Annotated in this window: 22 protein-coding genes; 9 read left to right on the top strand and 13 right to left on the bottom strand. The window is 48.7% G+C overall.

The window, feature by feature from the left end; translation table 11 throughout:
- The 3 genes from ureC (OB13_RS01220) to OB13_RS01210 form a co-directional block, all read left to right on the top strand.
- Positions 1 to 1,467, top strand: a 1,467-nt coding sequence (gene ureC / locus OB13_RS01220) for an urease subunit alpha (protein WP_461488319.1), incomplete at its 5' end; no start/stop codon positions are given.
- Positions 1,468 to 1,676: 209 nt separating this feature from the next.
- Entirely contained in the window at positions 1,677 to 2,366 is a 690-nt protein-coding gene (locus OB13_RS01215) for an urease accessory protein UreF (RefSeq protein WP_461488318.1), read from the top strand.
- A gap of 206 nt (positions 2,367 to 2,572) precedes the next feature.
- A complete protein-coding gene (locus OB13_RS01210; RefSeq protein WP_461488317.1) occupies positions 2,573 to 3,415 on the top strand; it encodes an urease accessory protein UreD in 843 nt (280 codons plus the stop codon).
- A 520-nt stretch (positions 3,416 to 3,935) separates the two neighbouring features.
- Here OB13_RS01210 and OB13_RS01205 read toward each other — a convergent pair.
- The 12 genes from OB13_RS01205 to OB13_RS01150 form a co-directional block, all read right to left on the bottom strand.
- A complete protein-coding gene (locus tag OB13_RS01205) occupies positions 3,936 to 4,622 on the bottom strand; it encodes a hypothetical protein (RefSeq protein ID WP_461488316.1) in 687 nt (228 codons plus the stop codon).
- Positions 4,623 to 4,714: 92 nt separating this feature from the next.
- A complete protein-coding gene (locus OB13_RS01200) occupies positions 4,715 to 5,200 on the bottom strand; it encodes an urease accessory protein UreE (protein WP_461488315.1) in 486 nt (161 codons plus the stop codon).
- 6 nt (positions 5,201 to 5,206) lie between these two features.
- Entirely contained in the window at positions 5,207 to 5,923 is a 717-nt protein-coding gene (gene hypB / locus OB13_RS01195) for a hydrogenase nickel incorporation protein HypB (protein WP_461488314.1), read from the bottom strand.
- A 24-nt stretch (positions 5,924 to 5,947) separates the two neighbouring features.
- Positions 5,948 to 6,292 carry a hydrogenase maturation nickel metallochaperone HypA/HybF gene (locus tag OB13_RS01190; protein ID WP_461488313.1) on the bottom strand — a complete coding sequence of 115 codons (345 nt, stop codon included), beginning with the start codon at positions 6,290 to 6,292 and terminating at the stop codon, positions 5,948 to 5,950.
- 9 nt (positions 6,293 to 6,301) lie between these two features.
- On the bottom strand, positions 6,302 to 7,318 hold the full coding sequence (locus OB13_RS01185; RefSeq protein WP_461488312.1) for an urease accessory protein UreD: 1,017 nt from the start codon (positions 7,316 to 7,318) through the stop codon (positions 6,302 to 6,304).
- Complete coding sequence (gene ureG / locus OB13_RS01180; protein ID WP_461488311.1) at positions 7,311 to 7,937, bottom strand: urease accessory protein UreG; 627 nt, start codon at positions 7,935 to 7,937, stop codon at positions 7,311 to 7,313. Before ureG ends, OB13_RS01185 begins: the two co-directional genes overlap by 8 nt.
- Before the next feature lie 28 nt (positions 7,938 to 7,965).
- Positions 7,966 to 8,652 (bottom strand): urease accessory protein UreF, encoded by a 687-nt coding sequence (locus OB13_RS01175; protein WP_461488310.1) that lies wholly within the window; start codon positions 8,650 to 8,652, stop codon positions 7,966 to 7,968.
- Between the two features lie 9 nt (positions 8,653 to 8,661).
- The gene (locus tag OB13_RS01170; protein WP_461488309.1) at positions 8,662 to 9,141 is read right to left on the bottom strand and encodes an urease accessory protein UreE; all 480 of its coding nucleotides are present in this window, start codon (positions 9,139 to 9,141) and stop codon (positions 8,662 to 8,664) included.
- 58 nt (positions 9,142 to 9,199) lie between these two features.
- Positions 9,200 to 11,035 carry an urease subunit alpha gene (ureC, locus tag OB13_RS01165; protein ID WP_461488308.1) on the bottom strand — a complete coding sequence of 612 codons (1,836 nt, stop codon included), beginning with the start codon at positions 11,033 to 11,035 and terminating at the stop codon, positions 9,200 to 9,202.
- Positions 11,036 to 11,058: 23 nt separating this feature from the next.
- Positions 11,059 to 11,460, bottom strand: coding sequence for an urease subunit beta (locus OB13_RS01160; protein WP_461488307.1), 402 nt, complete (start codon positions 11,458 to 11,460; stop codon positions 11,059 to 11,061).
- Positions 11,461 to 11,497: 37 nt separating this feature from the next.
- On the bottom strand, positions 11,498 to 11,803 hold the full coding sequence (gene ureA, locus OB13_RS01155) for an urease subunit gamma (protein ID WP_461488306.1): 306 nt from the start codon (positions 11,801 to 11,803) through the stop codon (positions 11,498 to 11,500).
- Between the two features lie 54 nt (positions 11,804 to 11,857).
- The gene (locus OB13_RS01150) at positions 11,858 to 12,247 is read right to left on the bottom strand and encodes a hypothetical protein (protein WP_461488305.1); all 390 of its coding nucleotides are present in this window, start codon (positions 12,245 to 12,247) and stop codon (positions 11,858 to 11,860) included.
- Positions 12,248 to 13,093: 846 nt separating this feature from the next.
- Here OB13_RS01150 and OB13_RS01145 point away from each other — a divergent pair.
- The 3 genes from OB13_RS01145 (at position 13,094) to OB13_RS01135 (ending at position 16,324) form a co-directional block, all read left to right on the top strand.
- Positions 13,094 to 13,219: a hypothetical protein gene (locus OB13_RS01145; RefSeq protein ID WP_461488304.1), complete on the top strand. Its 126-nt coding sequence runs from the start codon at positions 13,094 to 13,096 to the stop codon at positions 13,217 to 13,219.
- 33 nt (positions 13,220 to 13,252) lie between these two features.
- Positions 13,253 to 15,028: a SulP family inorganic anion transporter gene (locus OB13_RS01140; protein ID WP_461488303.1), complete on the top strand. Its 1,776-nt coding sequence runs from the start codon at positions 13,253 to 13,255 to the stop codon at positions 15,026 to 15,028.
- Positions 15,029 to 15,406: 378 nt separating this feature from the next.
- A complete protein-coding gene (locus OB13_RS01135) occupies positions 15,407 to 16,324 on the top strand; it encodes an EamA family transporter (protein ID WP_461488302.1) in 918 nt (305 codons plus the stop codon).
- Positions 16,325 to 16,557: 233 nt separating this feature from the next.
- Here OB13_RS01135 and OB13_RS01130 read toward each other — a convergent pair whose 3' ends face one another.
- Complete coding sequence (locus OB13_RS01130) at positions 16,558 to 18,036, bottom strand: tetratricopeptide repeat protein (RefSeq protein WP_461488301.1); 1,479 nt, start codon at positions 18,034 to 18,036, stop codon at positions 16,558 to 16,560.
- 56 nt (positions 18,037 to 18,092) lie between these two features.
- Between OB13_RS01130 and OB13_RS01125 the strand changes: the two genes are divergently transcribed.
- The 3 genes from OB13_RS01125 to OB13_RS01115 all read left to right on the top strand — a co-directional run.
- Positions 18,093 to 18,368 (top strand): hypothetical protein, encoded by a 276-nt coding sequence (locus OB13_RS01125; RefSeq protein ID WP_461488300.1) that lies wholly within the window; start codon positions 18,093 to 18,095, stop codon positions 18,366 to 18,368.
- A gap of 663 nt (positions 18,369 to 19,031) precedes the next feature.
- Positions 19,032 to 19,976: a manganese catalase family protein gene (locus tag OB13_RS01120; RefSeq protein ID WP_461488299.1), complete on the top strand. Its 945-nt coding sequence runs from the start codon at positions 19,032 to 19,034 to the stop codon at positions 19,974 to 19,976.
- 1,070 nt (positions 19,977 to 21,046) lie between these two features.
- Positions 21,047 to 23,518, top strand: a 2,472-nt coding sequence (locus OB13_RS01115; protein ID WP_461488298.1) for a two-component regulator propeller domain-containing protein, incomplete at its 3' end; no start/stop codon positions are given.

Below are 23,518 nucleotides of genomic sequence, written 5' to 3'. Positions count from 1 at the left end.
AAGGCAGACATCGGCATACGGGACGGAAAAATTGTCCACATCGGGAATGCCGGTAACCCGGACACCATAGAAGGTGTGGAGCCCGATATGATCATCGGTGCGGCCACCGAAGTACACGATGGCAGCGGTTTAATAGCGACGGCGGGCGGCATTGATACCCACGTGCATTTTATAGCGACCGATCAGATAGACCATGCGCTGTTCAGTGGTATTACGACCATGATTGGCGGTGGCGTAGGCACAGCAAACGGATCCACGGCCACTTCGGTAACACCCGGTTCCTGGAACCTGGAAAAGATGATCAAATCGGTGGAAGCGTTTCCTATGAACTTTGGATTTCTGGGCAAGGGAAGCAGTTCGACGGTGGCCCCCCTGGAAGAACAAATTGAAGCCGGCGCATTGGGATTAAAAGTACACGAAGACTGGGGCGCCACACCTGCCGTGCTTGACGCCGCCTTAAAAGTCGCCGATAAGTATGATGTACAGGTTGCCCTCCATGCCGACAGCCTGAATGAGGCAGGCTTTCTGGAAGATACCATCAGCGCCATTAACGGACGGGTAATTCACATGTTCCATACCGAAGGGGCCGGTGGAGGCCATGCGCCTGATATTCTTAAATCGGCTATGTACCCTAACGTGCTGCCAGCTTCAACCAATCCGACCCTGCCCTATACGGTAAACACAATAGACGAGCACCTGGATATGCTGATGGTTTGCCATCATTTGAGCAAAGAAATTCCTGAAGACGTGGCCTTTGCCGACTCACGTATTCGCCCCGAAACAGTTGCCGCTGAAGACGTGCTGCACGACATGGGCGTATTGAGCATGACGAGCTCAGACTCCCAGGCAATGGGCCGGGTGGGGGAAGTCGTAATTCGCACCTGGCAGGTGGCAGACAGCATGAAGAAGCAGCGTGGTCCCCTGGAAAAAGACAAAGAGAATGGGAACGATAACTTCAGAGTAAAGCGCTACGTCTCCAAGTACACTATCAATCCCGCCATCACGCATGGCATAGCAGACTACGTGGGTTCGTTGGAGTCAGGTAAAATGGCGGACATCATACTATGGAAGCCAGCAATGTTTGGCGTAAAACCTGAAATGATCATCAAAGGGGGAATGATAGCCGGAGGCCAGATAGGGGACCCGAATGCGACGATTACCACACCACAGCCCGTTTTATACCGGCGCACGTTCGGAGCATTTGGAGGCGCCTTGTCTGAAACCTCTGCTACCTTTGTATCCAAAATTTCAATCGAAAAAGGGATCATAGCGAGCTATGGCCTGAAGAAAATAATCCTGCCCGTATTCGGATGTCGTAATATTTATAAAAAGCACATGATCCATAATGGTTTAACACCAGCTATAGAAGTAGATCCGGAAACTTTTCAGGTGCGGGTGGATGGAGAACTGGCCACCTGCGAACCGGCCAGCGTGCTGCCAATGGCGCAACGTTACTTTGTGTTCTGAACTATAGTATCTGTTTATACTTTCCTTAAGTATAGGATCAGCGAAAGCATTGGTGAAGGCATCCTTTCTTTCAAGCCACTGACGACAAAGTGAGTTTACAATAACACTTTTATTAGAAGGACCCACCATTGACAAGTGCAGCTAGGCTACCTGAGCATGGAGTCACTTCCTATTTACAAATATCATTAACCTGGCTTCAAAATGATAGTATGGAAAGTCATTACCTGAGTAGCCTGTTGCATCTTTCCGATCCCACCCTACCCATTGGAGGTTTTTCACACTCCAACGGACTTGAATCGTACGTGCAGGAAGGCACTGTCCACGATGCGGTTTCGGCAGATAACTTTATCAGAAGTATGCTGAGCAATAACATCAAGTACAACGATGCGGCTTTTGTCCGGTTGGCTTATGAAGCTGCTGCTTGCCAGGATGTAACCGAAATAATCAAGCTGGACCAGGAATGCACCGCACTGAAAAGCCCTATGGAGATCAGGCAGGCAAGTATAAAACTGGGGATGCGGCTTCTTAAAATCTTCAACCGGCAAACAGAACACCAACTGGTACAGCATTACGAAACGGCAATCCTTGAAAAGGAAGCAGCCGGGCACTACTGCATTGCTTTTGGCCTGAATGCCTTTCTGATGGACATTCCTGCAAAAGAAGCTCTGTTGGCCTTCTATTATAATGCGGCTGTTGGCATGGTCACTAATTGTGTCAAGTTGATTCCGCTGGGGCAGTTGGGCGGACAGGCTATCCTTTTTCGCCTTCACCCATTGCTACAGCAGTTGACGGAAGAAACGCTTGAGCTGAAAAGAGAACTGGTGGGTATCTGCAACACCGGATTCGATATTCATTGCATGCAACACGAGCGCCTGTACTCGCGGCTGTATATGTCCTAGAACAGCAGCTTGTTCTGAACAAACCCGCGACAAAAATTATAGATGAGAGGAAGTCTTATGATCTCAGAATGGACAGGCCTGGAGGCTCTAGTAAAACCGCACTGATAGAATATGCACGTAGCCGCCTGCATGAAACTGGAAGCGAAATAGACCGGATAAAATATGCGCTACTGGAAAATAGAGCTTGCTGAACCTTACCTGCTGAAATGATTAGCAAACTGACGATTGTTGCCGGATTAAAGGAAGAAAGATCTTATCTGAAAGATACTTTCTTTACGCGTCCTTTTCGAGTAGCGAATGTGGGGCAATACAAAACCGATGAGGCGCTATACCTGATGGTCATGAGTTCTTCGCCTGGGTTGCTGGATAAGGACCAGTACGATATTTCCATCAAACTGGAAGCCAACAACCGTCTGCAGTTGCAGTCGCAAGCATACCTGCGCCTGTACAATATGCAGGAAGGTGCCTCCCAAAAGATGAGAATCGTGCTGGATCCCGGCAGCTCTTTCAGCTACGTGCCCCATCCCGTAGTGCCGCATCAAAATTCAAAGTTTAAAAGTCATACGACAGCTTATTTGCAGGAGGATTGCGAATTGTTGCTAAGCGAGATTGTAACCTGTGGCAGAAAGCACTCCGGAGAGCTTTTCCGGTTCACTTCTTTTCAGAGCCTGACCGAGGTTTATTATAACCAGAGACTGGTGTTAAAAGACAATACGCTCCTCCAGCCGCAGCAGGTACCGCCGGGTACCATCGGTCAATGGGAGGGCTATACACATCAAGGAACACTTTTATACCTTAACACCAGTGAGAAAACTGTTCAGACATACCTGGACGAACTGCAACGCATATTTGAAGAAGAAAAAGGTATCAGCTTCGGTCTGTCCCAATCAGCCGTTAACGGGTTCGTGGTACGCATACTGGGTCATGGCGGCGAGCAATTGTTTAACTGCTTTAAGCGTGTACAAGAAGCGTTATGGTCAAGGAGCTCCTTATTTATAAAAAGTGCTCCGGCTAATTTAGCTTCGTCACTATTAGAAAAACAGGTATGACCACTCTTACTATAACAGAAAGTATAATATCAACACCTTAAGTAGCTGATGAGATGGCCGATACCCCTACTCTCCAACCTGCAGCTATTCTCCCAAGCTCTCAAATCCCTTTGGTTAAAAATCGATAATACCATCCTAGGGTTTACAAAAGGGGAAGAGTTATTTACAGAGCTGCTCTTTCTCATTTACTTTTGCCTCACTTACTGCAAAATTCAGGCGGCAAGGCTGAAAGAGTTTATTCGTTAGACTCGATGTCCCACCCTTCCCCGCTCCTACTACTCGCCTTCCGGAGACATTGCCAGCACCTGTGCTTTTTGCCTGCCTTTTGGTTTAAGCAGCAGCCCTCTGTGCTGCACTTGTTAGTAATAAATGTCTTGCTTTTTCACCTCGCAGCCCATCAGTAGTTCATCGCAAGTACCGTAATGCATGTGGTAGCGCGGCAGCAGGTGCTCGTTTTTCTTAGAGGTAGAGAAGGGTGTTTTGCAACTGTAGGCCGTTCAACCGAAGGAGTAAAAACGTATTACCATCCGAAGAAGAGCATGCCAGCTCCGCAAATGGTGACTACTGCTCCGCAAATGGCGTGCATGTAGCGCTCCAAACTGGAGGTCTGGAAAATTGAAAACCCGTACAAGCCTAACAGTACCATGGTGAGCATGGTCAGCACAGTGGATAGAGCAAAGACCGCTATCACGATTCCTATTTCCAGAACTGATTTGCTAGCCCCGGAATAGAAAAGCAGGGGGACAAGCGGTTCACTCGGCCCCATAACGAAGATAGCCAGGAGAACTAGCGGCGTTACTTTCACCAGTTGCTGTGGATGCACCGAACTCCCGTGCCGGTGCTCGTATACATACAAATTGTCATCCTGCACATCGAAGTGCTTGTGAGGCCTGTTGGCATACGCTTTCCAGATCCCCCATACCAGGTAAAGCAACCCAAACAAAAGCAAAGCCCAACTCGAAATATCCCCGCGAATACCCTGAAACCAGGTCAGCTTTGCCAACTGCCAGCCCAGCGCAACCCCTATCAAGCCTATAACAACAGAGCTTAAGATATGGCCCAGTCCGCAGACAACTGTCAGGCCCATTGTTTTATACAAGGACCATTTGCGGGACCGCGAAAGTACAATGAACGGCAGGTAATGATCCGGGCCGGAAACCGTGTGTAAAAAGCTGATGGTGATAGCAGATAAAATTAATGCGGTCATACCTTTTATTGAAAGCGTTGTGATTCTAATACAGCTTTATCTTACATACCTAGCAGGACTCTCATAATAGTGTCCAGGGGATAGCGCAGCCTTTACTTCAGCTTTATGTTACCATAAGCCTTGATCATTTGCGCCGGGTGCAGAACCCGTTCTTCAATCTCAACCCGGAAGCCTCCACTCTGCAACAACTCATACAGCAGGGCATCATAGGCTACACATATTTCGTTCTTGTCGGTTATGAAAATCGGCACGTGCTTGTTGCCTATCTCAAAACAAATGGTGCCCACTTCCTGCAGGCTTTGGGGACGCAGCACCACGCAGTCGCAGGGCTTTATCTTAAGCAGGATAGCACGCTCCTCCGACAGGTATAGCAGGTCCCCGGCTTCCAAAGCGCTTCTATTTGACTTCTCGATCAGCACCTCTACGCCTCCCTGTGTCTTCTTTTTCATCATCGACCTGGAAGCCTCGTACCACTCTATTTCTAAGAAGTCAATCGTCCGGCCACTCAAGTCTTCATTGCCTGTGAGCGCCTGCGTCACGACAATGTGTTCTGTAAGTATAACCGGGCTTGTTGCCATACCTGGTTAGATTGTCGCCAGCTTGGCTTTCTTTTCTTCTACTTTCGCCAATAGCCAATCACACCATTGGTCCAGCCCATCGCCTTTCAGGCTGCTGATGGTCATCACCTCGATGGTGGGGTTAACTTCCCGGGCATCCTGCGTAACGGCTTCTACCGAAAACGGCACATAGGGGAGCAGGTCGGCTTTGGAAATCACCATGAGTTCGCTGGTTAGGAACATGCGCGGGTACTTTTTCGGCTTATCGTCGCCCTCTGTGGCGGCTAGCACCGTCACACGGATGTCTTCGCCCAGGTCAAAGGCAGCCGGGCACACCAGGTTGCCCACGTTCTCAATGAAGAGCAGGTCCACACCGGTCAGGTCGATGTGGTCGAGCGCCTGCAGGATCATCTGGGCCTCTATGTGGCACATGCCGCCGGTCACGATCTGTAAGGCGTTGATGCCGACTTCTTTCATGCGCACAGCATCGCGGTCTGTTTCCGGGTCGCCCACCAGAACGGCCATGTTGAGCTTGTTGCGTAGGCGCATGCCCGTCTCCTGAATCAGGGTGGTCTTGCCGCTTCCAGGTGAGGAGCACACGTTGATGACCAGCACATCTGGGAGTCTGTCGCGGATGGCCTTGGCTACAAAATCGTTTGCCTTCAGCAGGTTCAAGGTGGTGTTGTCACACTGCACCGCCCCTACGGGCATTCGGTTGCTTTTAGGTATGGAGGATGTACTCATATCGTTATACTTTATGTCCTTTAGTTAATTCTCTAAAAACTCAACCCGGCTGATTTGCAGTTCTTCCCCCTGCACAATGTTTTTGGAGGGGGTGCCACATTCACACACAAACTTGTGCCGCTTTACTTCAAAATCTTTATCGCAGGCAGCGCAGTGGGCAATGATGGGCAGAAGCAACACTTCCAGTTCAACATTTGCCAGATCAGGTTCCTCCATGATCAGCGCCTCAAAAGCATTCTGAATCAGGATCGGTTGAATGTTGCTCAGCAGCCCAGCCTCTATCTGCACCTTCGTGATCCGCTCAAACTTGTCAGGGTAGGTTTCTTGTAGCGTTTCAAACATGTTCCGTACGATCGAAATTTCGTGCATGGCCTCTCCTTATTTTTCTATCACCACAGCGGGCTCAGGAAGAATTTCTTCTAATGTTTCTTCAGATGGAGCTTCCGGAGTTACGGCGGCTTTCCTGGCTGCACCCTTTGCTCTTACTTCTTTTTTCGCGTGTTTTGTACCGGAACGCTTCGGCTGTTCCTTCGAAACCGGTTCCACCTCCCCTTTAGTTAGCTCTGCAACCTGCTCCTCCTCCGGCTCACTCTCGTCCAGCCCTTGCTTATACCTTGTAAACTGCCAGCATAGCTGCCCGATGGCACTCAGCCAATCGTATAGCTGGGCGCCCTGGTCTCCCATCGCCCGGATGAGGACAGCGTTGGGCGCGCGCTGCGTAAAACCGAAGGTAAATGCCTCGTGCTGCGTAGCCAGCACCTCATCGAGCTCCGCCTTCAGCTCCGTGGCAAACGGGGAAACATAGATCAAAGTAGCCTGATGGGTATAACCTCCCTCATAAAACAAGATGGAGTCAAGCGGCTGGCAACCGGGCTCCAGCAACTGGTTATCCAACAGAACGAGCTTTTTGTTGCAGTATACCTTGGTGACACTGTGCAGGCGCGTGAATTGAAACGACTCCCCCGAATACACGCGCCCTGAACCAATGATGTCCCCCCAGATCAGCGTGGCACTATCATCCAGGTAAATCTCATTGTAAGTTTTAAAATCGGACTTTGCGAAAGGAATGATGGGGTGCGGGATAAACTTATAGATGCCATCTTTTTTTACCTGCACATGCGTTCTCTGAGTCGCCCCCTTCTCCATCGGGTGGAGCTTGCCGAACGATTGGGTGAATAGCTTAAGATGCGCTCCTTCCTGCACATTTACCGTGATATCAATCTCATCACCCTCCATAATACCCGGAGAAGAACTCATCAGGATGAGCTCCAGGTGCTCGTGCAAATGCCGCGAGCCATAATGGATCACTTTATAGGGCACAGTATAGCTGCTTTCTTTTAGTAGCGTATGCTTCCCTTCCTTCTCCGCATCAATCCTGATCGTACTTTTAAGCATGCGCTTCTGATTTCTCTAGTAAAGCATATGTCTTGATCCAGTTGATCACCTCATCGAGGCCTTCGAGCTTCATCAGGTTTGTGAAGATGAACGGCCGCTCACCGCGCATTTTCTTCGAGTCCCGCTCCATCACGCCCAGGTCAGCATTCACATAAGGCGCCAGGTCGGTCTTGTTGATGATGAGCAAATCGGAGCGGGTGATGCCGGGTCCACCTTTGCGGGGCATCTTGTCGCCTTCGGCCACGTCGATTACGAAGATGGTCACATCGGCCAGATCCGGGCTGTAGGTAGCTGACAGGTTATCGCCGCCGCTCTCGATAAATACAATTTCGGTATCGGGATGGCGCTCTACCAGTTCCTCCACGGCCTCTATGTTCATGGAGGCATCCTCACGGATGGCGGTGTGCGGACATCCGCCCGTCTCCACGCCCATGATCCGGTCAGCGGGCAGGCTGGAGTTCTTGATCAGAAAGTCAGCATCCTCGCGGGTATAGATGTCGTTGGTCACCACGCAGATGCTGTACTCCTCTCCCATCTTACGCGTCAATCTTTCGATCAAAGCCGTTTTCCCAGAGCCAACCGGCCCTGCCACCCCTATTCTTACATGTTTCTTTGGCATAAAGTATCTGGTTAGGTATGCTATTTCTTTAGGAAATGTATAGTCTTGTATATTGCTTCTCGTGCTGCATGCAGCGGATGTCCTGCCCGATGCAACACAGCCCGATCATATCCTCCTCCAGGTCTTCCTGCTCTTCCACCAACTGTTTGATGGTAGGTTGCAGGTCAAAGAGAATCTTCTGGGCGTCGTTCTGGCTGATGGGTACCAGCTTGGCGCAGTTGGTCACGATGCCGTTCAGCAGGTTATAGTACAGGGCAAGTAAGGCCTCTTTTAAAGTGATGCCGTGGGCATGGGCAAACATGGCAAAGGCGATCGCATAATGCCCGTGCAGCTTACCTTCCTGAATGTTCTTCAGGTAGTTACTACAGCGCTTCACCGGGTGCAGGCCCTGCGTGAGCTTCAAGAAACGGATCGCCAGCTTCTTGCTGGCATTCCGAATCTCAAAAGGTCCTTTGAGCGCAGTGATCAGTTCGTCCAGCTTTTGCAGCTCCCGTGCCGGCTCTTTCTCCTCGAGCAGCTTCCAGGTCAGCTGCAAAAATGCCGCATCGTTATAGTAAATATTATGACGCAGCATGTTTTTGGCATACACAGCAGCCGAAGGCGTGTCCTTCACAATGCCCTGGCTCACGTACGACTCCAAACCATAGGATTGCGTGAAGCTTCCGATCGGAAACATGGAGTCGTTGATCTGGAGCAGGGTTAACAATGGCTGCATCGCTGTTCTTTACTTAATGGTTATTTTTCTGCTGTAGTTGTTTTCATGCCGGCGCACGCGCAGCGCATGCGTTTTTAAAAGTTTGCGCACCTCCCGCCGCGGCTCGTACCCCGAACGCTCCAGCAACCTGTACAGCGGATGCTCGAACTCCACCAGCACCTCTGCCGACTCGTTGATGGAGATGGGGATGTGCTTGTTGCCGATCTCAAAACACACGGTAGCCATATCTTTAAAATTATCGGGCTTGAAGACAATGCACTCGCAAGGGAGTATGTTAACCACAATTGCCCGCTCCTCGTCCAGGTATAGAATGTCACCATCTTCCAGTGGCAACGTGTCTTTGCGTATACCTACCTCCTGCCCGCCACGGGTTCGCTTCCGAAGCGTAGTTTTCCCCGTGTCAAACCAATCCAGATCCAAGAAATCAACCGGCAAATTGCCAATTGAGGTACCGGACAGGTTTCCAACTATCTTCTCTACTAGTAGCATATTTATAAGCGTGCAACCGGTACAGGTATAGCCTGGCCGGTAGCACGCTTTTTAGAGTTTAAAACAGGAAGTAGCGCTGTGCCATGGGTAAAACTTTCATGGGCTCACAGGTTAGCACCTGGCCATCCGCTGTGACCACAAAAGTTTCCGGATTCACCTCCAGCTTCGGCGTGGCATTGTTATGGATCATGTCTTTCTTGGTGACTGTACGACATCCTTTCACGGGCAATACGCCTTTGGCCAGACCCAGGCGATTGATGTTGCCGTTCTCCAGCGAGATACCGGAAACGAAGTTGAAGCCGTTCCTCTGGGCTGCCTTACCGCTATAACCATACATAGGGCGGTAGAAGAGAGGCTGCGGCAGGGAAATGGCTCCGTTCGGGTCACCCATGCGGGCACCCACAGCCATCCCATTTTTAAAAATAATTTCCGGCTTCACACCAAACAGGCCTGGGTCCCACAGCACCAAGTCAGCGTACTTGCCTACTTCAATAGAGCCCACATACCCGCCTATACCATGGGTTATGGCCGGGTTAATGGTATACTTGGCGATATAGCGCTTCACGCGGTAGTTGTCATTGTCTTTTCCTTTGTCCTCCTGAAGCGGGCCGCGCTGTAGTTTCATTTTATGCGCCGTCTGCCAGGTTCGTAGAATGGTTTCACTAATCCGGCCCATGGCCTGGCTGTCAGACGACATGATGCTGAGGACGCCCATGTCCTGCAAGATGTCCTCGGCCGCAATGGTTGTCGGACGGATGCGGGATTCGGCAAAGGCCACGTCCTCGGGTATGCTCTTGTCCAGGTGGTGCACCGCCATCAGCATGTCCAGGTGTTCATCCACCGTGTTGACGGTATATGGCTTAGTCGGGTTGGTGGAGGCCGGCAGCACGTTCGGGTACATGGCAATCTTGATGATGTCCGGCGCGTGACCACCACCGGCACCCTCTGTGTGGTAAGAATGGATGGCCCGGCCATTGATGGCCCTCACTGTATCTTCCAGGAAGCCCGACTCGTTCAGGCTGTCCGCGTGAAGCGCCACCTGAACGTCATACTTGTCTGCCACCTGCAGGGCGATATCGATAGCCGATGGCGTGGCACCCCAGTCTTCGTGGAGTTTCAAGCCAAGGGCGCCAGCCTCAATGGGCTCTGCAGCCGCTTTGAAGGAGGAGGTGTTGCCTTTGCCCGTGAAGCCCAGGTTCATTGGGGTATTCTCAGAAGCCTCCAGCATGCGCTCTATCCACCACTTGCCCGGCGTTACGGTGGTGGCCAGTGTGCCGTCCGAAGGCCCTGTACCACCACCGATCAAGGTTGTAACGCCACTGTAAAGCGCTACCCCTATCTGCTCCGGTACGATGAAGTGAATGTGGGTATCAATAGCTCCTGCCGTGATGATCTTACCCGCACAAGCCTGCACTTCAGTAGCTGCGCCTATGATCATACCTTTGGTTACCCCCTGCTGGGTATCCGGGTTACCGGCCTTTCCTATACCTACTATTTTGCCATTCTTGATACCGATATCAGCCTTCACGATGCCCCAGTGGTCGATAATCATGGCATTAGTCAGAACCAGATCCAGCACTTCGTCCTGTGATGCAAAAGCGGATTGGCCCATGCCATCGCGAATGGTTTTGCCGCCCCCGAACTTGTTTTCGTCCCCATAAACGTTAAAATCTTTTTCAATCTGGATGAACAGTTCTGTATCTGCCAGGCGCACTTTGTCGCCCGTGGTTGGGCCAAAGAGAGCAGCATAGCGGTCGCGTGGTATGAATAATTCCCCATCTACATATTTCACTGAAGAAGAGTCAGCTCCTAATGCATCGAAGCCAAGCAGCGAAAGCCCGGCAGTAGAAAGCCCTACCACCTTGATCCATTCGCGTCTATTCCAATTTCCCATGGTTTCCAGATTAAATAATTCTGCTATTTTTTTCTTCTCTTAGGTGTCCCTGAAGCACCAGCGCCTTTGTATCCTTGCTTCTGCGCGCTTTGGAGTGCTTTGTCCCGCACGTCCTTCTTCGACACATCCCCTTCGGTCAGGTTATTAAAACCATGGATCAGTTTGTTGCCGGCAAACTCCACCAGATAGACTGCTTTCTTCTCGCCCGGCTCAAAGCGCACGGCGGTGCTTGCCGGAATGTTGAGCCGCATGCCTATGGCAGCCGCCCGGTCAAAATCCAGCGCTTTGTTCGCTTCAAAGAAATGATAATGAGAGCCTACCTGTATAGGACGGTCTCCCGTGTTGGCTACGGTTACACGCACGACTTTACGCTTGTCATTGGCCTTAATCTCCCCCTTTTGGATTATATATTCACCTGGTCTCATAATAATAGGATAAGTTTTTTGTTGTTTTTGATGTGGACTAGCGGATAGGATTGTCAACCGTGATGAGCTTCATTCCATCCGGAAATGTCGCTTCAATCTGCACAAAGTGTAACATATCGGGCACGCCTTCCATCACCTGGTCTTTTTTCAGTAGTTGGGCGCCATATTTCATGAGTTCAGCAACAGGCTTCTTCCCATCACGGGCTTCCTCCATCAAAATGCTGCAGATGTAGGCCACGGATTCGGGGTAGTTAAGCTTCACACCTCTCTTTAACCTTTGTGCGGCGAGTTCGCCTGCCATGTGAAGCAACAGTTTTTCAGTTTCAACTGGGGTTAGGTGCATATAACTGGTGGTAAAAATGAATGATTACAGAAACACTTGAAATTGAAGGAAAACTCACCTTTCCGGTCGTCTATAGTCGTCAACCAGGTCTGTTGCGCAATACACCAGCCCACGTGCATATTGGAAAGATGCCATGGCATGAGGGGACTTGATGATGAAGTTGCTGTCTATGCCCCAATCGTCAGCGTCTTGCTGGGGGGCATCCATACTTTTGAGGCTATAAGCGGTGAAAGGCTGCACGCTTGATGTGCAAGGGTTATAGTTGATCACACGTGCCCATACCTGGTTCCGGGGCATGAGCCGGACATAGTGATCCTCCTTGTTCTTAATGTTTATTTTAATTCCCTTGTTGAAATCAGGGGTATTTTGCGCGCAGACAGGTAATATATTGATGAGGCTACTACTTAAAGCGAGCAGGAGTTTGCTTGTAAACTTTCCGCACATACTATCATCACTTTAATGTAGTATTCCAAAATACAATCGCAGCCAATCGTAACGTAATGTGATCTGTAATGCAGGATGCTTCCTGTAAAAGGAGGAAATTTACATCAAGTATTTGCAGTATTATACGCTTTCCTGGTGAGGCGACCTTTTTCAGGCCAGTTAGGTGTGCCCTGTCCTTCTAAAGGACATATCTTCTGAGTCTTTAATTTGTAGAAGGCAATCACAGGCTGTTCAGCCAGAAGCAGGTGCTAGCGCTGCCATCCACGCGCTAAAGTTTATGTAACCGCCTCATGCTGAGATTTTACGCTTACAATAGCACTAAAGTTAGACGCAGTTTAATTTATTTTCAGCTTTTCATGTTGCTATACATCCGCCTCTACCCTGCATCATAAATCAATTATAGTCAGCAACCCGTTCTGCCTATTGCACTTCATACAGATTTTGAATCGCTTCCGAATGAAATAAAGCCCTGTGGTATCGAGCCCATTCAAGAAAACTCATAAGGGTACCAGAAAAAATGGTAGGATAATCCTACAAGGATCGTCTTTTACATACTGCCTTCTTCCTGAATCAGTCTTTTTGTATGCCATTTTTTAACTGTGCTGATTGCGAGGATTTTCCAAAAACGCTCCTCCAGGTTGTCATTTCATCAACTCGCAGCATACCCATACGTTTAAATTACAGCACTCTTTTTCAATAAAGTATGCCGAAACTATCGAAAATCTACAGAAGCCAGACTCTTGAACAGGTAGCCAGGATACCCTCCATTTTAATGTTAGTAGCCAACGCTTGCCTGGTGGCTCGGAAAAAGAAAACAAGCTGAAGTTATCAAATCCAAGCTCAACTATGGAAAATAAATATGGCACCGGCAAAAAACGTATCCTGACTCTGGGCAGGAATCCTACCCTGCTGGAATTTGCCAGGCTCATAGATCAGCCTCGCTTTGACTTTAATCTAATCGGAACACAGTGATCAAGATACGGGACTAAAAACCAGGTTCGAGCAATGCGAGAAGTTACCGAAGAAGACAGGGCAACGACGCCAGAAGAGGAGTTTCATCTGCCCGGTCTCTCCATTCTGCGCGATGCCGTACAAAACGCTTCCAGGAAAGTACCCCCGCGCAATAAGCTCCAGCAGGATGGCATCGCCGGGCTGACCACTGCCGTCAGCAGCCTGCCGGATGGCATGGCAAACGGGCTATTGGCAGGTGTTAACCCCATCTACGGGCTCTACGCCTGTATAGCAGGCCCTGTTGTGGGGGGACTTTTTTCCAGTACCCAGTTGATGATGATAACTGCTACAAGTGCTTCGGCCATCATGGCGGGCCAGACCATCAGTAGCATGCCTGCGGAAGAGCGGGAGCAGGTATTCTTCCTGCTGGTGGTACTGATTGGCGTTTTTCAGGCTGTACTGGGCCTGTTAGGTCAGGGGCGGTTGACCCGATTCGTTTCATTTTCGGTGATGATTGGCTTCCTGACCGGCATTTCGGTCTTACTCATCATGAGCCAACTCCCAACCGTTACCGGCTATGAACCAAGCGGGAATAACAGCATCATCCGTACACTTGATTTGCTGTTGCATGTCGATCAGGTTCATTTGCCTACTTTAGGTATGGCTGCATTAACTATCCTGCTTGCTATCATTTTGCAAAAAACTCCTCTTAAGAAGTTCTTTGCTTTGATTGCCATTGCCATTCCATCGCTCCTTGTTTTTTTATTCAAGCTGGAAGGGGTAAAAGTCGTGCAGGATATAGGTGATATTAGTGGCAGCACGCCGAGCCTTGTCGTACCGCCCTTTTCAGCTATCAGCTTTGAAATTATAACCGGGGCTTTTGCAATAGCCATCGTCATCCTGATACAAGGGGCCGGCGTCAGTCAGAGTGTGCCGAACAAAGACGGGCCCGGAACAAGCACCTCTCGTGATTTCGTAGCTCAAGGGGCAGCAAATATTTCCTGCGGTTTCTTTCAGGGCCTGCCGGTTGGCGGATCATTAGGCACAACGGCCATCAATGTGCTGGCCAGGGCCCAGACCAGATGGGCATCCATTTTCTCCGGACTGTCCATGGCCCTGATCGTTATCGTTTTGTCCAGGCTAGTTGCCCATACCGCCATGCCTTCTCTGGGTGCCATGCTCATACTGGCTGGTATCCGAAGCATCAAACTATCCGATATCGTTTCTACCTGGAATTCCGGGTGGAAATCGTGGCCGGCGTTGCTGGCAGAGGGAGCTACTTTTGGGGCCACCCTGATATTGCCTATACCGACCGCTGTAGGTATAGGCGTGCTCCTCTCTGCCTTCCTTTTTGTGACGCGTTCCTCAACTGAAATCACATTGGTAGAGCTAAAAAAACGGCCTGATGGAAAAATAGAGGAACACAAGCCCCCTAAAACCCTGAAAGGAAACCAGGTGACGGTACTCAATGTGTACGGCAACTTATTCTATGCTGGCGCCAGAACCCTGGAACATTTGTTACCCAAACCAGGCAATGTGCAGAGCCCCGTAGTCATTCTGCGCCTGAGAGGCCGTGCGAGCCTGGGTGCCACCCTGGTTTCTGTTCTGGCCGACTATTCCGCCAAATTGCAGAACGTTAACGGTAAGCTATACCTGACTGGGGTCAGCGAGCAGGTATACGGTGAAGTAGTACACTCTGACAAACTGCGCATAAACGGGCCTGTAAAAGCCTTCAAAGTGACGCCCGTGCTTGGCCTGTCTACACACCATGCGGTTGTGGATGCGGAAGCCTGGCTGCTAGAACGCAAAGCGGAACCTGCTGAGCACTAATCATTTTGGACTACCCGTAGCAGAGAGAACCTTATGAACAGACACCCTGTGCATGAGAGTACTGTAGTATAATCTACCTGATATTCTTGTATTTTTTCAACAAACCATGCACTGACTTACCTGCTCGGTATCAGCAAATGGTAGCTTCTATAGATGAAGCCAGGGCAATTTCATGAGCATCGGTAGGATTATATAGAAATCATCTTGATATTTGAGCCACAATCTTAAATATGAAACTTCTCCTTTGTACCACCTCCCCGCCGCACTTTATTTTGCTTGTAAAGTAACCTCCATCTCCAGGCCTTAGTTGTTTCTCTTTTGGCGTACACTGCTTCCCCTCTTGTTAGGCTGCTAGTCCTGTTGCTCAGGTTGTTTTGCATGCATTTTATTTACAAGGTTTTCCCTTTGAATTTTGCAGCATTTAGAACAATCGAAATAGTGTTTAATTTTTCAAATAAGAAATTCGTTATTCCTGCCATACCGGCAGTTCTATTAGCCATGATCAGTGTGCAGGGCGGTGCGTCCATTGCCAAGCACCTTTTCCCTGTCTTAGGCGCAAGTGGTACAGCTTCATTGCGCATTGGTTTTGCGGCGCTCATCTTACTGGCTGTCTTCAGAACCAACCTTCTCAAACTGAACAGAAAGCAATGGCTATACTGCCTGGCCTACGGCACCTGCTTGGGAGCCATGAATCTGGTGTTTTACTTTGCCATCAAGCGGATACCGCTCGGTCTAGGCGTTACACTGGAGTTCACAGGTCCACTGGTCCTAGCGATGCTGGGCTCCAGGAGGCTGCTTGATTTGCTTTGGGTGCTGCTGGCCTGTTTAGGTATCGTATTGATTGCTCCCTGGCAAAACAACAACGTTGACTTGTTGGGGGCAGCGCTCGCTATAGGGGCCGGTGCCTTATGGGCAGGCTACATCGTGTTAGGCGGCAAGGTGTCCAGGATTATGAAAGGCGGAGACGCGGTAGCCGTCGGGATGCTCTTTGCCGCCGCTTTTGTGGTGCCTTTCGGCGTTTTTAGCGGTGATCTGGCGGCAGTAAACGGGCCCCTGCTGTTAATTGGAGTTGCTGTCGCCCTGTTAACAAGTGCTATTCCGTTTACGCTTGAAATGGGCGCCTTGAGGCAAATCCCACCGAAGACCTTTGGCATTTTGATGAGCTTACACCCGGCCTTTGCCGCCCTTTCCGGTTTGCTTTTCCTGGAAGAGTATTTAAGCCTGACACAATGGATATCCATCCTCTGTGTCATCTCGGCAAGTGTGGGAGCCACCTATTTTTCAAGGAAGGTATAGAGATCGAAAAGTAGTCTTCCAAATTAAATAACTTAGACTTTCATCTCTCACGTCGGACCCCTGTCTGAGGATCCCTTTACAGTATGCTGTCTGAATGCCTGGTAGGTTTCAGTAAAATGGGATTCAAAAGATGTATACACTGGACGTAGTAGTTCTATGATTTGTTAAAGGAAATCAGGACGGTTGATGGCCGTCCTGATATTAATGAATCATTTCTCAGCCTTAAGCTGCAGCTACTTCGCAGTGGCTACCTTTGGTTTTTTATACATCGAAGCTTTCACCAGGGCATACTCGAAGTCGGGTTCATTCAGGGCAGCCAGTTTCTTTTTCATTTCACTTGCTTTGGTACTGTTACCTGCCTTTGCGTGTGCCAAGGCCTGCGCATACAGTACCCGCGGGTGTTGCTGATCTGCCTGCTCCAGCGCCGTGATTGCCTTCTGGTAATCTCCTGCTTCGTAATGAATCATCCCCATTAAAGCATGGTAGCTGTTTACGACATCCGGATTTTCACTGCCATTGACCATTTTCTTATATGCCTCGGCCTTGCTGTTGGCCTGACTGAAATCCTTTGCTTTTGCCGCCAGGACCGCCTCGTCAAACAGGAGCCGCTGATCAAAATTATGAAGAAAAAGCGGCGGCAATTCAGTGTTGCCTTTAAGGGCTCTGTATTCATCAAAGCTTTGCTTCGCCTGCGCTGTGTCCTTCATCTGTGTATAGACCTCTCCTTTACCAAGGTATAGCTGGGCCAGGTAATCCGGGTTTTTATTTTTGTCCAACAGTTGTGCTGCTTTGTCGACAAGCTGTAGAGCATCTTTGTAGCGAGCCTCGTAGAGGTACGTTTGCGCACGTGCCAGCATATTGTCTACTTTACCTACATTGGTTGTAGCCTTACTTTCTGCTTCCTGCAGGGCCTTGCGACTCTCCTCGAGCTTCCCCATTAGCGCCATTGTGTTGCCGGCTTTAGTAAGCGACATGTTGAAGTTTTCAGGATCCAGTTCTGCCGCTTTCCTGAAGTGTTTGATGGCTTCTTCATGCTTCCCCATTTTCACGTACAAATCACCCATCGAATCGTAGGGATTCGCTTCATTGGGTACCAGCCTGATATAATTTTTAAAAGCGGCTTCCGCCTGCGGGTAATCCCCAGTGTAGGTATAGGCGTACCCTAGCTCATTATAGACTGGGGCAAAATTGGGGTCTAAGGACGTGACCTTCCTGTACGACTCTATGGCTTTATCATATAGACTATTCACAAAGTAAAAGGTCCCAAGGTCGTATTGTATGTTTTTATCCTGTGGATAGAGTTGGGCTAACTTGGTAAACATGGCAATGGCCTCTTCAGGCTTGTTGTCAAACTGCGTTTCCATGGAGCTGATCATAAGTTGCTCTCCTTCCGAAACATTTCCTTTCAGGGCAGACGCTTTCTGGATGTGCTCGCGAAAAGACTCCATATCAGGATTTGATGCCATCCCTCCTTCCACTGATGCCATCGCTCTTTCCAAATGTGCTAAAGCAAAGTCAGGATCAAGTGCAAGGGCTTTGTCCAGTACATCTGCAGCTTCCTTAAACTTGTACTGGGTCCTTAGGTTCCTCCCTTGCAGGTACAATTGGCGTGCTTCCTCCGATTTGGTTGTAATTGGCATTTCAGCTTTGCCGCCTTGTTGGGCCTGTGCGGATAGTGTATTGTATGTCAGCAAGCAGATGATGATTGCCATACAGGTTTTGAAGTAAAACATAAACACTTTTTTCATAATGTGACTAAGATAATAGTGTGAGAAAACTATTGATAAGGTGGGAATTGATTAAGCTACCTACAGCAGCCCACAGGGAGCAATTGAGAAGACAAACTTACCCGATACCAGAAGTACAGGAACGTCCTCCGGAAATTGGGATCAAAGAGGAGGGTGATGCGGAACTATCCCTGCTCAAGCAGCCAGCTCCATTTATTTTGGCGGATGATAGGGCACTTTTTATTTTGACAGCATGCAGGTCTAAAGAGGAAAGAAAACAGGTTCGTAGGGTAAACTGCTATGCAACACAGTATTAATAGGAAGCTAACAGTGCCTGTACTCCCCGTCAGTATGTCAAAGCAGGGATATTACTTTCGATAGGTATTAATTTGTGATTAGAGAGTAGCAAAATTCAAAAGTAAGAGCTCTTTTGAAAAGAGGCTGCAAAAAGAGGGAGGAGGAAAAGCTGCCTTAACAAGTACTGGATATACTCATTAATATCAATTAAATTATACTGCTTCTTTATTTTGTTGTTTTATATTTTGATCTGATTCGAAAAGATAAGTATATAAACATAGTGAGATATCCTAAAAGCAGGGTAATCAACCCTCTTATCTGTTTCAACTTCTTAAGCAAAACTTAACGCACTTCCCCTTATACCAACGCAACCAGTACCGGCTGACAGATAATTCAGCTGTTTCGATTCAGTAACCCAACGATAAGATCCAAGTTTCCCGGAATCAGTCAAGCCCTTTTCCTGAGGCACGCTACGGGCAGGAATAATTTGAACTATTTCTTCATAAAACTAAATCACCTCTATACTTCGGATTGAACCACTTCCCTACCCCTTAATTATTAATTTTCTTAACAAATTGACAATGTTACTCTTCACAACCTGATTAACCAAAGCCTGAGATTAATCAGAACCTACTCCTCCACAAGTCGTTTATTTTGTTTTGTACTTTTAAAACTATGAAAACATGTTCCATCACGTAAAAGAATTACAATTCAATGCCCGCGTATCCAAACCGGATCCTCGCTTTGCCACACTTTTGTTAGAGCAATTTGGCGGAGAGAACGGCGAATTAGCGGCTGCTATGCAATATTTCACCCAGGCATTTGCCGCCAAACAGCCTTATCCTGATAAATATGACATGCTCATGGATATTGCCACCGAAGAATTCAGCCACCTGGAGATAGTAGGTGCAACGATACAGATGCTATTGAAAGGGGTGAACGGCGAATTGAAAGATGCTGCCGACCAATCTGAGATTATGGAAGTGCTGAACGGCAAAGCTGCTAAAGAAAATGTGATTCACCAGGCCTTGGTAAATCCTCAGTTTGGCGTGCTTAGTGCCGGAGGTCCGCGCCTAACGAATAGCCAGGGCATTCCCTGGTGCTCTTCATACACCCATTCCAATGGGGACCTGACCGTGGATCTGCGATCGAATATTGCATCCGAGTCAAGAGCGAAACTGGTATACGAATACCTGATGCAATTCACCGATGACCCCTATGTGAAAGAAACCTTGTCGTTCTTAATGACCCGTGAAATTGCCCATTACGAGATGTTCGAAGCGGCTTTGGAATCCATTAAACCGAATTATCCGCCAGGAGTACTGCAAGCCGATCCCCGTTTTACGAACCAGTATTTTAACCTGTCGCAGGGCGAAAGCTTCCGCGGTCCGTGGAACGAAGGCGACATGCCGGTAACTGGAAAAAGCTGGGATTATATAGAAGACCCTATTACACACGTGAAAAATACCGAAGGCCTGCAAGACCAGGAAAAAGGCATAGAAAAGGAGTTGAAGGCTACCGAAAAACTGAATAAAGAGCTGAGCAAAGCCAAAAGTGCGGAAGTAACCGGTGCCCAACCGAAAGGAGTAGCCCAATGGAGTGACTACAACGGTAAAGGGAAAAAATAACCCGGGTACCTGATTAAATAATCTGTCTGGCAGTAGTATCAGCTCACTTAAAAAAGCTGAACCGATCCTATCGCCATGCTTATGGTCAGGTGCTTTTTTAACCCGAAAGGTCAAAATGACAAGGCCCAAAAGAAGGGAACCGTAAAGCAGGTTTACGGTTCCCTTCTTTTGGGCCTTGTTACGTATACGGCATTCTGTTCATGCAACTGGTTCATTAACCCGAATCACTTCTCTTTTGTTGAATCAGAAGGTACAACAAACACCTGTCAGACACGCTGGTAAATTCGGCAAGTCACCTGTGAGCGTAGCATACCTATACTTCTATTTAATTTTTTGTCTTCGCATTCATATTGTCTTAACCTTTTCTCAATCCTGCGCTGCTGTATTCTTGACTTCGGTCTACTCCACTGTAAAGCCCCTCATTCATCGCTAAGGGTATTTATTTTTATTGACACTATTCGAATTCAGATCCGCATTAAAAGGTGTTGCTATACCTTACCGCACGTACGCTATAGCCTCCCATGCTATCGTTGCGTTTGCCTGGGTCTTCTCCTTCATAGCTACAAGCACTGGTCAGCAGCATGCGACAACAGGCCGCAGTTTGTATTAAAATTTCCAGCATACGTACTATAAAGTAGTACAAAGATTCTATAAATAAGCAGCTTCTGGGCAAGTCGTGTAGCCGTTATAGCAGCAAAGACTACGGCTGTGTCTGGCTGGTGATTGTGAAATGGAGAAGGTAGGCCATGTTGTATACCTTTCCGGACGGTGCAGGTGTATAGCAGGGGCTTTACAACAAATTCAGCGCTTTCAGACACACAAAATGCAAGCTGCGTCGTCACTACGGCGAGGGGAAAGGAAGTAACTCCTGTAATCGATAAAAGTATGCATTAACATCAAGAGTGGTTTCATAGCCTCATCACTGCCTCTATAGAATACGCCTCACCAGATCTACTAATATTTCCTATATGGCGATCTACTTTTTTACGAATCTGTTTTTGTGTCTTCTCCTTATTTGTAATAGCAGTGTTGCGCAAAATCAAAAGGTTAGGTTCAACTTAGTAGAGGGCGTGAACGGCGTAACGGTTGGTAAGATCACCGGAATTACCCAGGATCCGCAGGGCTATATGTGGTTTGCCGACCAGACCCAGACCTGTATTACCCGGTTCGATGGTTACCGGATGACCAGTTTCAGAAATGACCCTTCCAATTCCAATTCACTCGGCGGCACCTATCCCGAATGCATCCTGGCTGATTCATCCGGGGTTATCTGGGTTGGCTTTTATGGCATGGGGCTCGACCGGTTTGATCCGGAAACAAACACGTATACCCATTACCGTCATCACCCCGATGATGCGACCAGTCTGAGCAACGACAGTGTGACAGCTGTTCTAATAGATCATACTGGCATCATATGGGTGGGTAACTATGGTGGCCTGGATCGGCTGGACCCAAAAACAGGCAAATTTACGCACTACCGCTACAATGCCAACGATGAAACAAGCCTGAGTCATGACCGGATCAGGTCCCTGTACGAAGACAGCCAGGGAACCCTTTGGATTGGAACAGGGGTTCCTTTTGATCAGGACAAACCGGATGCCGGAGGGCTCAACAGGTATAACAGAGAGACCGGAACATTTACCCGCTACCTGCACGACCCGAACGACTCCAGTAGCCTCATCAACAATAAAGTAAGAGCGATATTTGAGGACAGCAGAGGAACCTTCTGGGTAGGAACGGCCGGCGATGGCCTGCATACCATGGACCGGGCGAAAGGTACTTTTACCCGGCACAGGTATGATCCTGCAAAGCCTGACCAGTTAAGTCGTCCGCCTAAAGGGAGTTATTTCGATCACATCACGTTTATTTCGGAAGACGGCGCCGGCGCTATCTGGATAGGAACCTTTGAGAAAGGAATCGTCCGTTTTGATCCGGTTACCCGGAAAATCACACACTACCACAGCAAGGGAAATGGCGAAAATGGATTTAAAGATGAAAGTGGCTGGACTAGCTATACCTCCCGGGATGGCGTCTTGTGGGTAAGCACCCAACTTAACAATTTATACCGCATTAATCCCTCTCAAAAAGAAATTCCTCATGTGGATGTGGGAACAGGCATCAGCTCATTCCTTGAAGAAGCTCCCGGCATTTTGTGGATGGGATCTGAACAGGGACTTATCCGCTACAACCGCAAAACAAAACAAATCAAGACGCTAAAGATTGACTCCCTCAATCCTGCAAACCTGGTAAGCAATTGGGTAAGCAACCTCTACCGTGACCGGAACGGCCATTTCTGGATCAGTACCTCCAACGGATTAAGCCATTTTGATCCCAAAACTGGAGTCTTTTTTAAGTATCAGCATGACCCCAACAACAGTGAAAGCATCAGCCATGGCCCTGTCAAAACCCTTACAGAGGACAAGGAGGGTAGGTTTTGGGTAGCTACGCAAAGAGGGTTGGACCTGATGGACCCAGGCACAGGTTTGTTCAAACACTTCAGGCATGATCCCGGTGATCCGGCCAGCCTGAGCAACAATTTTGTTACGGATCTAAAAGAAGACAAAGCGGGCAAATTATGGGTGGGTACCTGGTTCGGGGGAGGCATTAACCTGATGAATCGAAGCACCGGCAAATTCAAAAACTACCTTCGAGGCGACAACATTACCTGTATCTCTGAAGACAAAGACAGTACGCTCTGGGTTGGTACAGAGAATGGGCTATACCGGAAAGCCCCTCAATCGGGCCACTTCACGAGATTCATTGGCCCGACCGGCGAAATGGGTACAGCCAACATTGTGTCCATCGTGGAAGACAATGACTGGAATCTTTGGATAGCCACTTATTCAGGTCTTTTCAAACTTAATCCCAAACGAAATGAAGTTAGCAGCTATGGCAAGCGGTATGGCGTCAATACCAGTACGCTCAGCTACCTAAGCGGGTATAAGACCAGTCAAGGCGAGCTGATGTTTGGTGATGGCAAAGGATATTACGCCTTCTTTCCCCATCAGGTAACCCATAACTCCAGGCCCCCCGAAATTTTGATCACTAATTTCAAGATATCAGACAAGTTGGTTGAACCGGCTGCGGGAGGTCCGTTTGATAAGCCATTGGCGCAAATAGACCACATTGACCTTAAGCACAACCAGGATGTATTTTCATTTTCTTTTGTCGGCATACATTACAGCAACCCCGAGGAGAACCGCCATTTTTACATGCTGGAAGGGTATGACAAAGCCTGGCGGGAAGCCAATACAGAAAAAACCGCCTACTATTTCGGTGTACCAGCCGGTGCATACCTCCTCCGGGTGAAGGCAGTCAGCAGCGATGGGCTGTGGGCTGAGAAAACGATAAAGCTAACCATCTCCCCTCCCTGGTGGAATACCTGGTGGGCCTATGGGCTGTATGGATTACTGCTAGTAGCTTGTCTTTGGGGGTTCGTTCACTACCGGTCACGTCAACTCAGGATCGAAAAGCGACATTTGGAGCATAGGGTACTCCTGCGCACAGCAGAGATCTTACGGCAGAAGGAGGAAATTGAGGCC

The organism is Pontibacter sp. HJ8, assembly GCF_054824225.1.
Note: the sequence above shows the minus strand (reverse complement) of the source record. Positions and strands in the feature narration are given on the sequence as shown.

Coding starts and splice junctions, on each gene's coding strand:
- OB13_RS01215 (WP_461488318.1), top strand. CDS start 1,677: ATGGAAAGTCATTACCTGAGTAGCCTGTTGCATCTTTCCGATCCCACC.
- OB13_RS01210 (WP_461488317.1), top strand. CDS start 2,573: ATGATTAGCAAACTGACGATTGTTGCCGGATTAAAGGAAGAAAGATCT.
- OB13_RS01205 (WP_461488316.1), bottom strand. CDS start 4,622: ATGACCGCATTAATTTTATCTGCTATCACCATCAGCTTTTTACACACG.
- OB13_RS01200 (WP_461488315.1), bottom strand. CDS start 5,200: ATGGCAACAAGCCCGGTTATACTTACAGAACACATTGTCGTGACGCAG.
- hypB (WP_461488314.1), bottom strand. CDS start 5,923: ATGAGTACATCCTCCATACCTAAAAGCAACCGAATGCCCGTAGGGGCG.
- OB13_RS01190 (WP_461488313.1), bottom strand. CDS start 6,292: ATGCACGAAATTTCGATCGTACGGAACATGTTTGAAACGCTACAAGAA.
- OB13_RS01185 (WP_461488312.1), bottom strand. CDS start 7,318: ATGCTTAAAAGTACGATCAGGATTGATGCGGAGAAGGAAGGGAAGCAT.
- ureG (WP_461488311.1), bottom strand. CDS start 7,937: ATGCCAAAGAAACATGTAAGAATAGGGGTGGCAGGGCCGGTTGGCTCT.
- OB13_RS01175 (WP_461488310.1), bottom strand. CDS start 8,652: ATGCAGCCATTGTTAACCCTGCTCCAGATCAACGACTCCATGTTTCCG.
- OB13_RS01170 (WP_461488309.1), bottom strand. CDS start 9,141: ATGCTACTAGTAGAGAAGATAGTTGGAAACCTGTCCGGTACCTCAATT.
- ureC (WP_461488308.1), bottom strand. CDS start 11,035: ATGGGAAATTGGAATAGACGCGAATGGATCAAGGTGGTAGGGCTTTCT.
- OB13_RS01160 (WP_461488307.1), bottom strand. CDS start 11,460: ATGAGACCAGGTGAATATATAATCCAAAAGGGGGAGATTAAGGCCAAT.
- ureA (WP_461488306.1), bottom strand. CDS start 11,803: ATGCACCTAACCCCAGTTGAAACTGAAAAACTGTTGCTTCACATGGCA.
- OB13_RS01150 (WP_461488305.1), bottom strand. CDS start 12,247: ATGTGCGGAAAGTTTACAAGCAAACTCCTGCTCGCTTTAAGTAGTAGC.
- OB13_RS01145 (WP_461488304.1), top strand. CDS start 13,094: ATGGAAAATAAATATGGCACCGGCAAAAAACGTATCCTGACTCTGGGC.
- OB13_RS01140 (WP_461488303.1), top strand. CDS start 13,253: ATGCGAGAAGTTACCGAAGAAGACAGGGCAACGACGCCAGAAGAGGAG.
- OB13_RS01135 (WP_461488302.1), top strand. CDS start 15,407: ATGCATTTTATTTACAAGGTTTTCCCTTTGAATTTTGCAGCATTTAGA.
- OB13_RS01130 (WP_461488301.1), bottom strand. CDS start 18,036: ATGGCAATCATCATCTGCTTGCTGACATACAATACACTATCCGCACAG.
- OB13_RS01120 (WP_461488299.1), top strand. CDS start 19,032: ATGTTCCATCACGTAAAAGAATTACAATTCAATGCCCGCGTATCCAAA.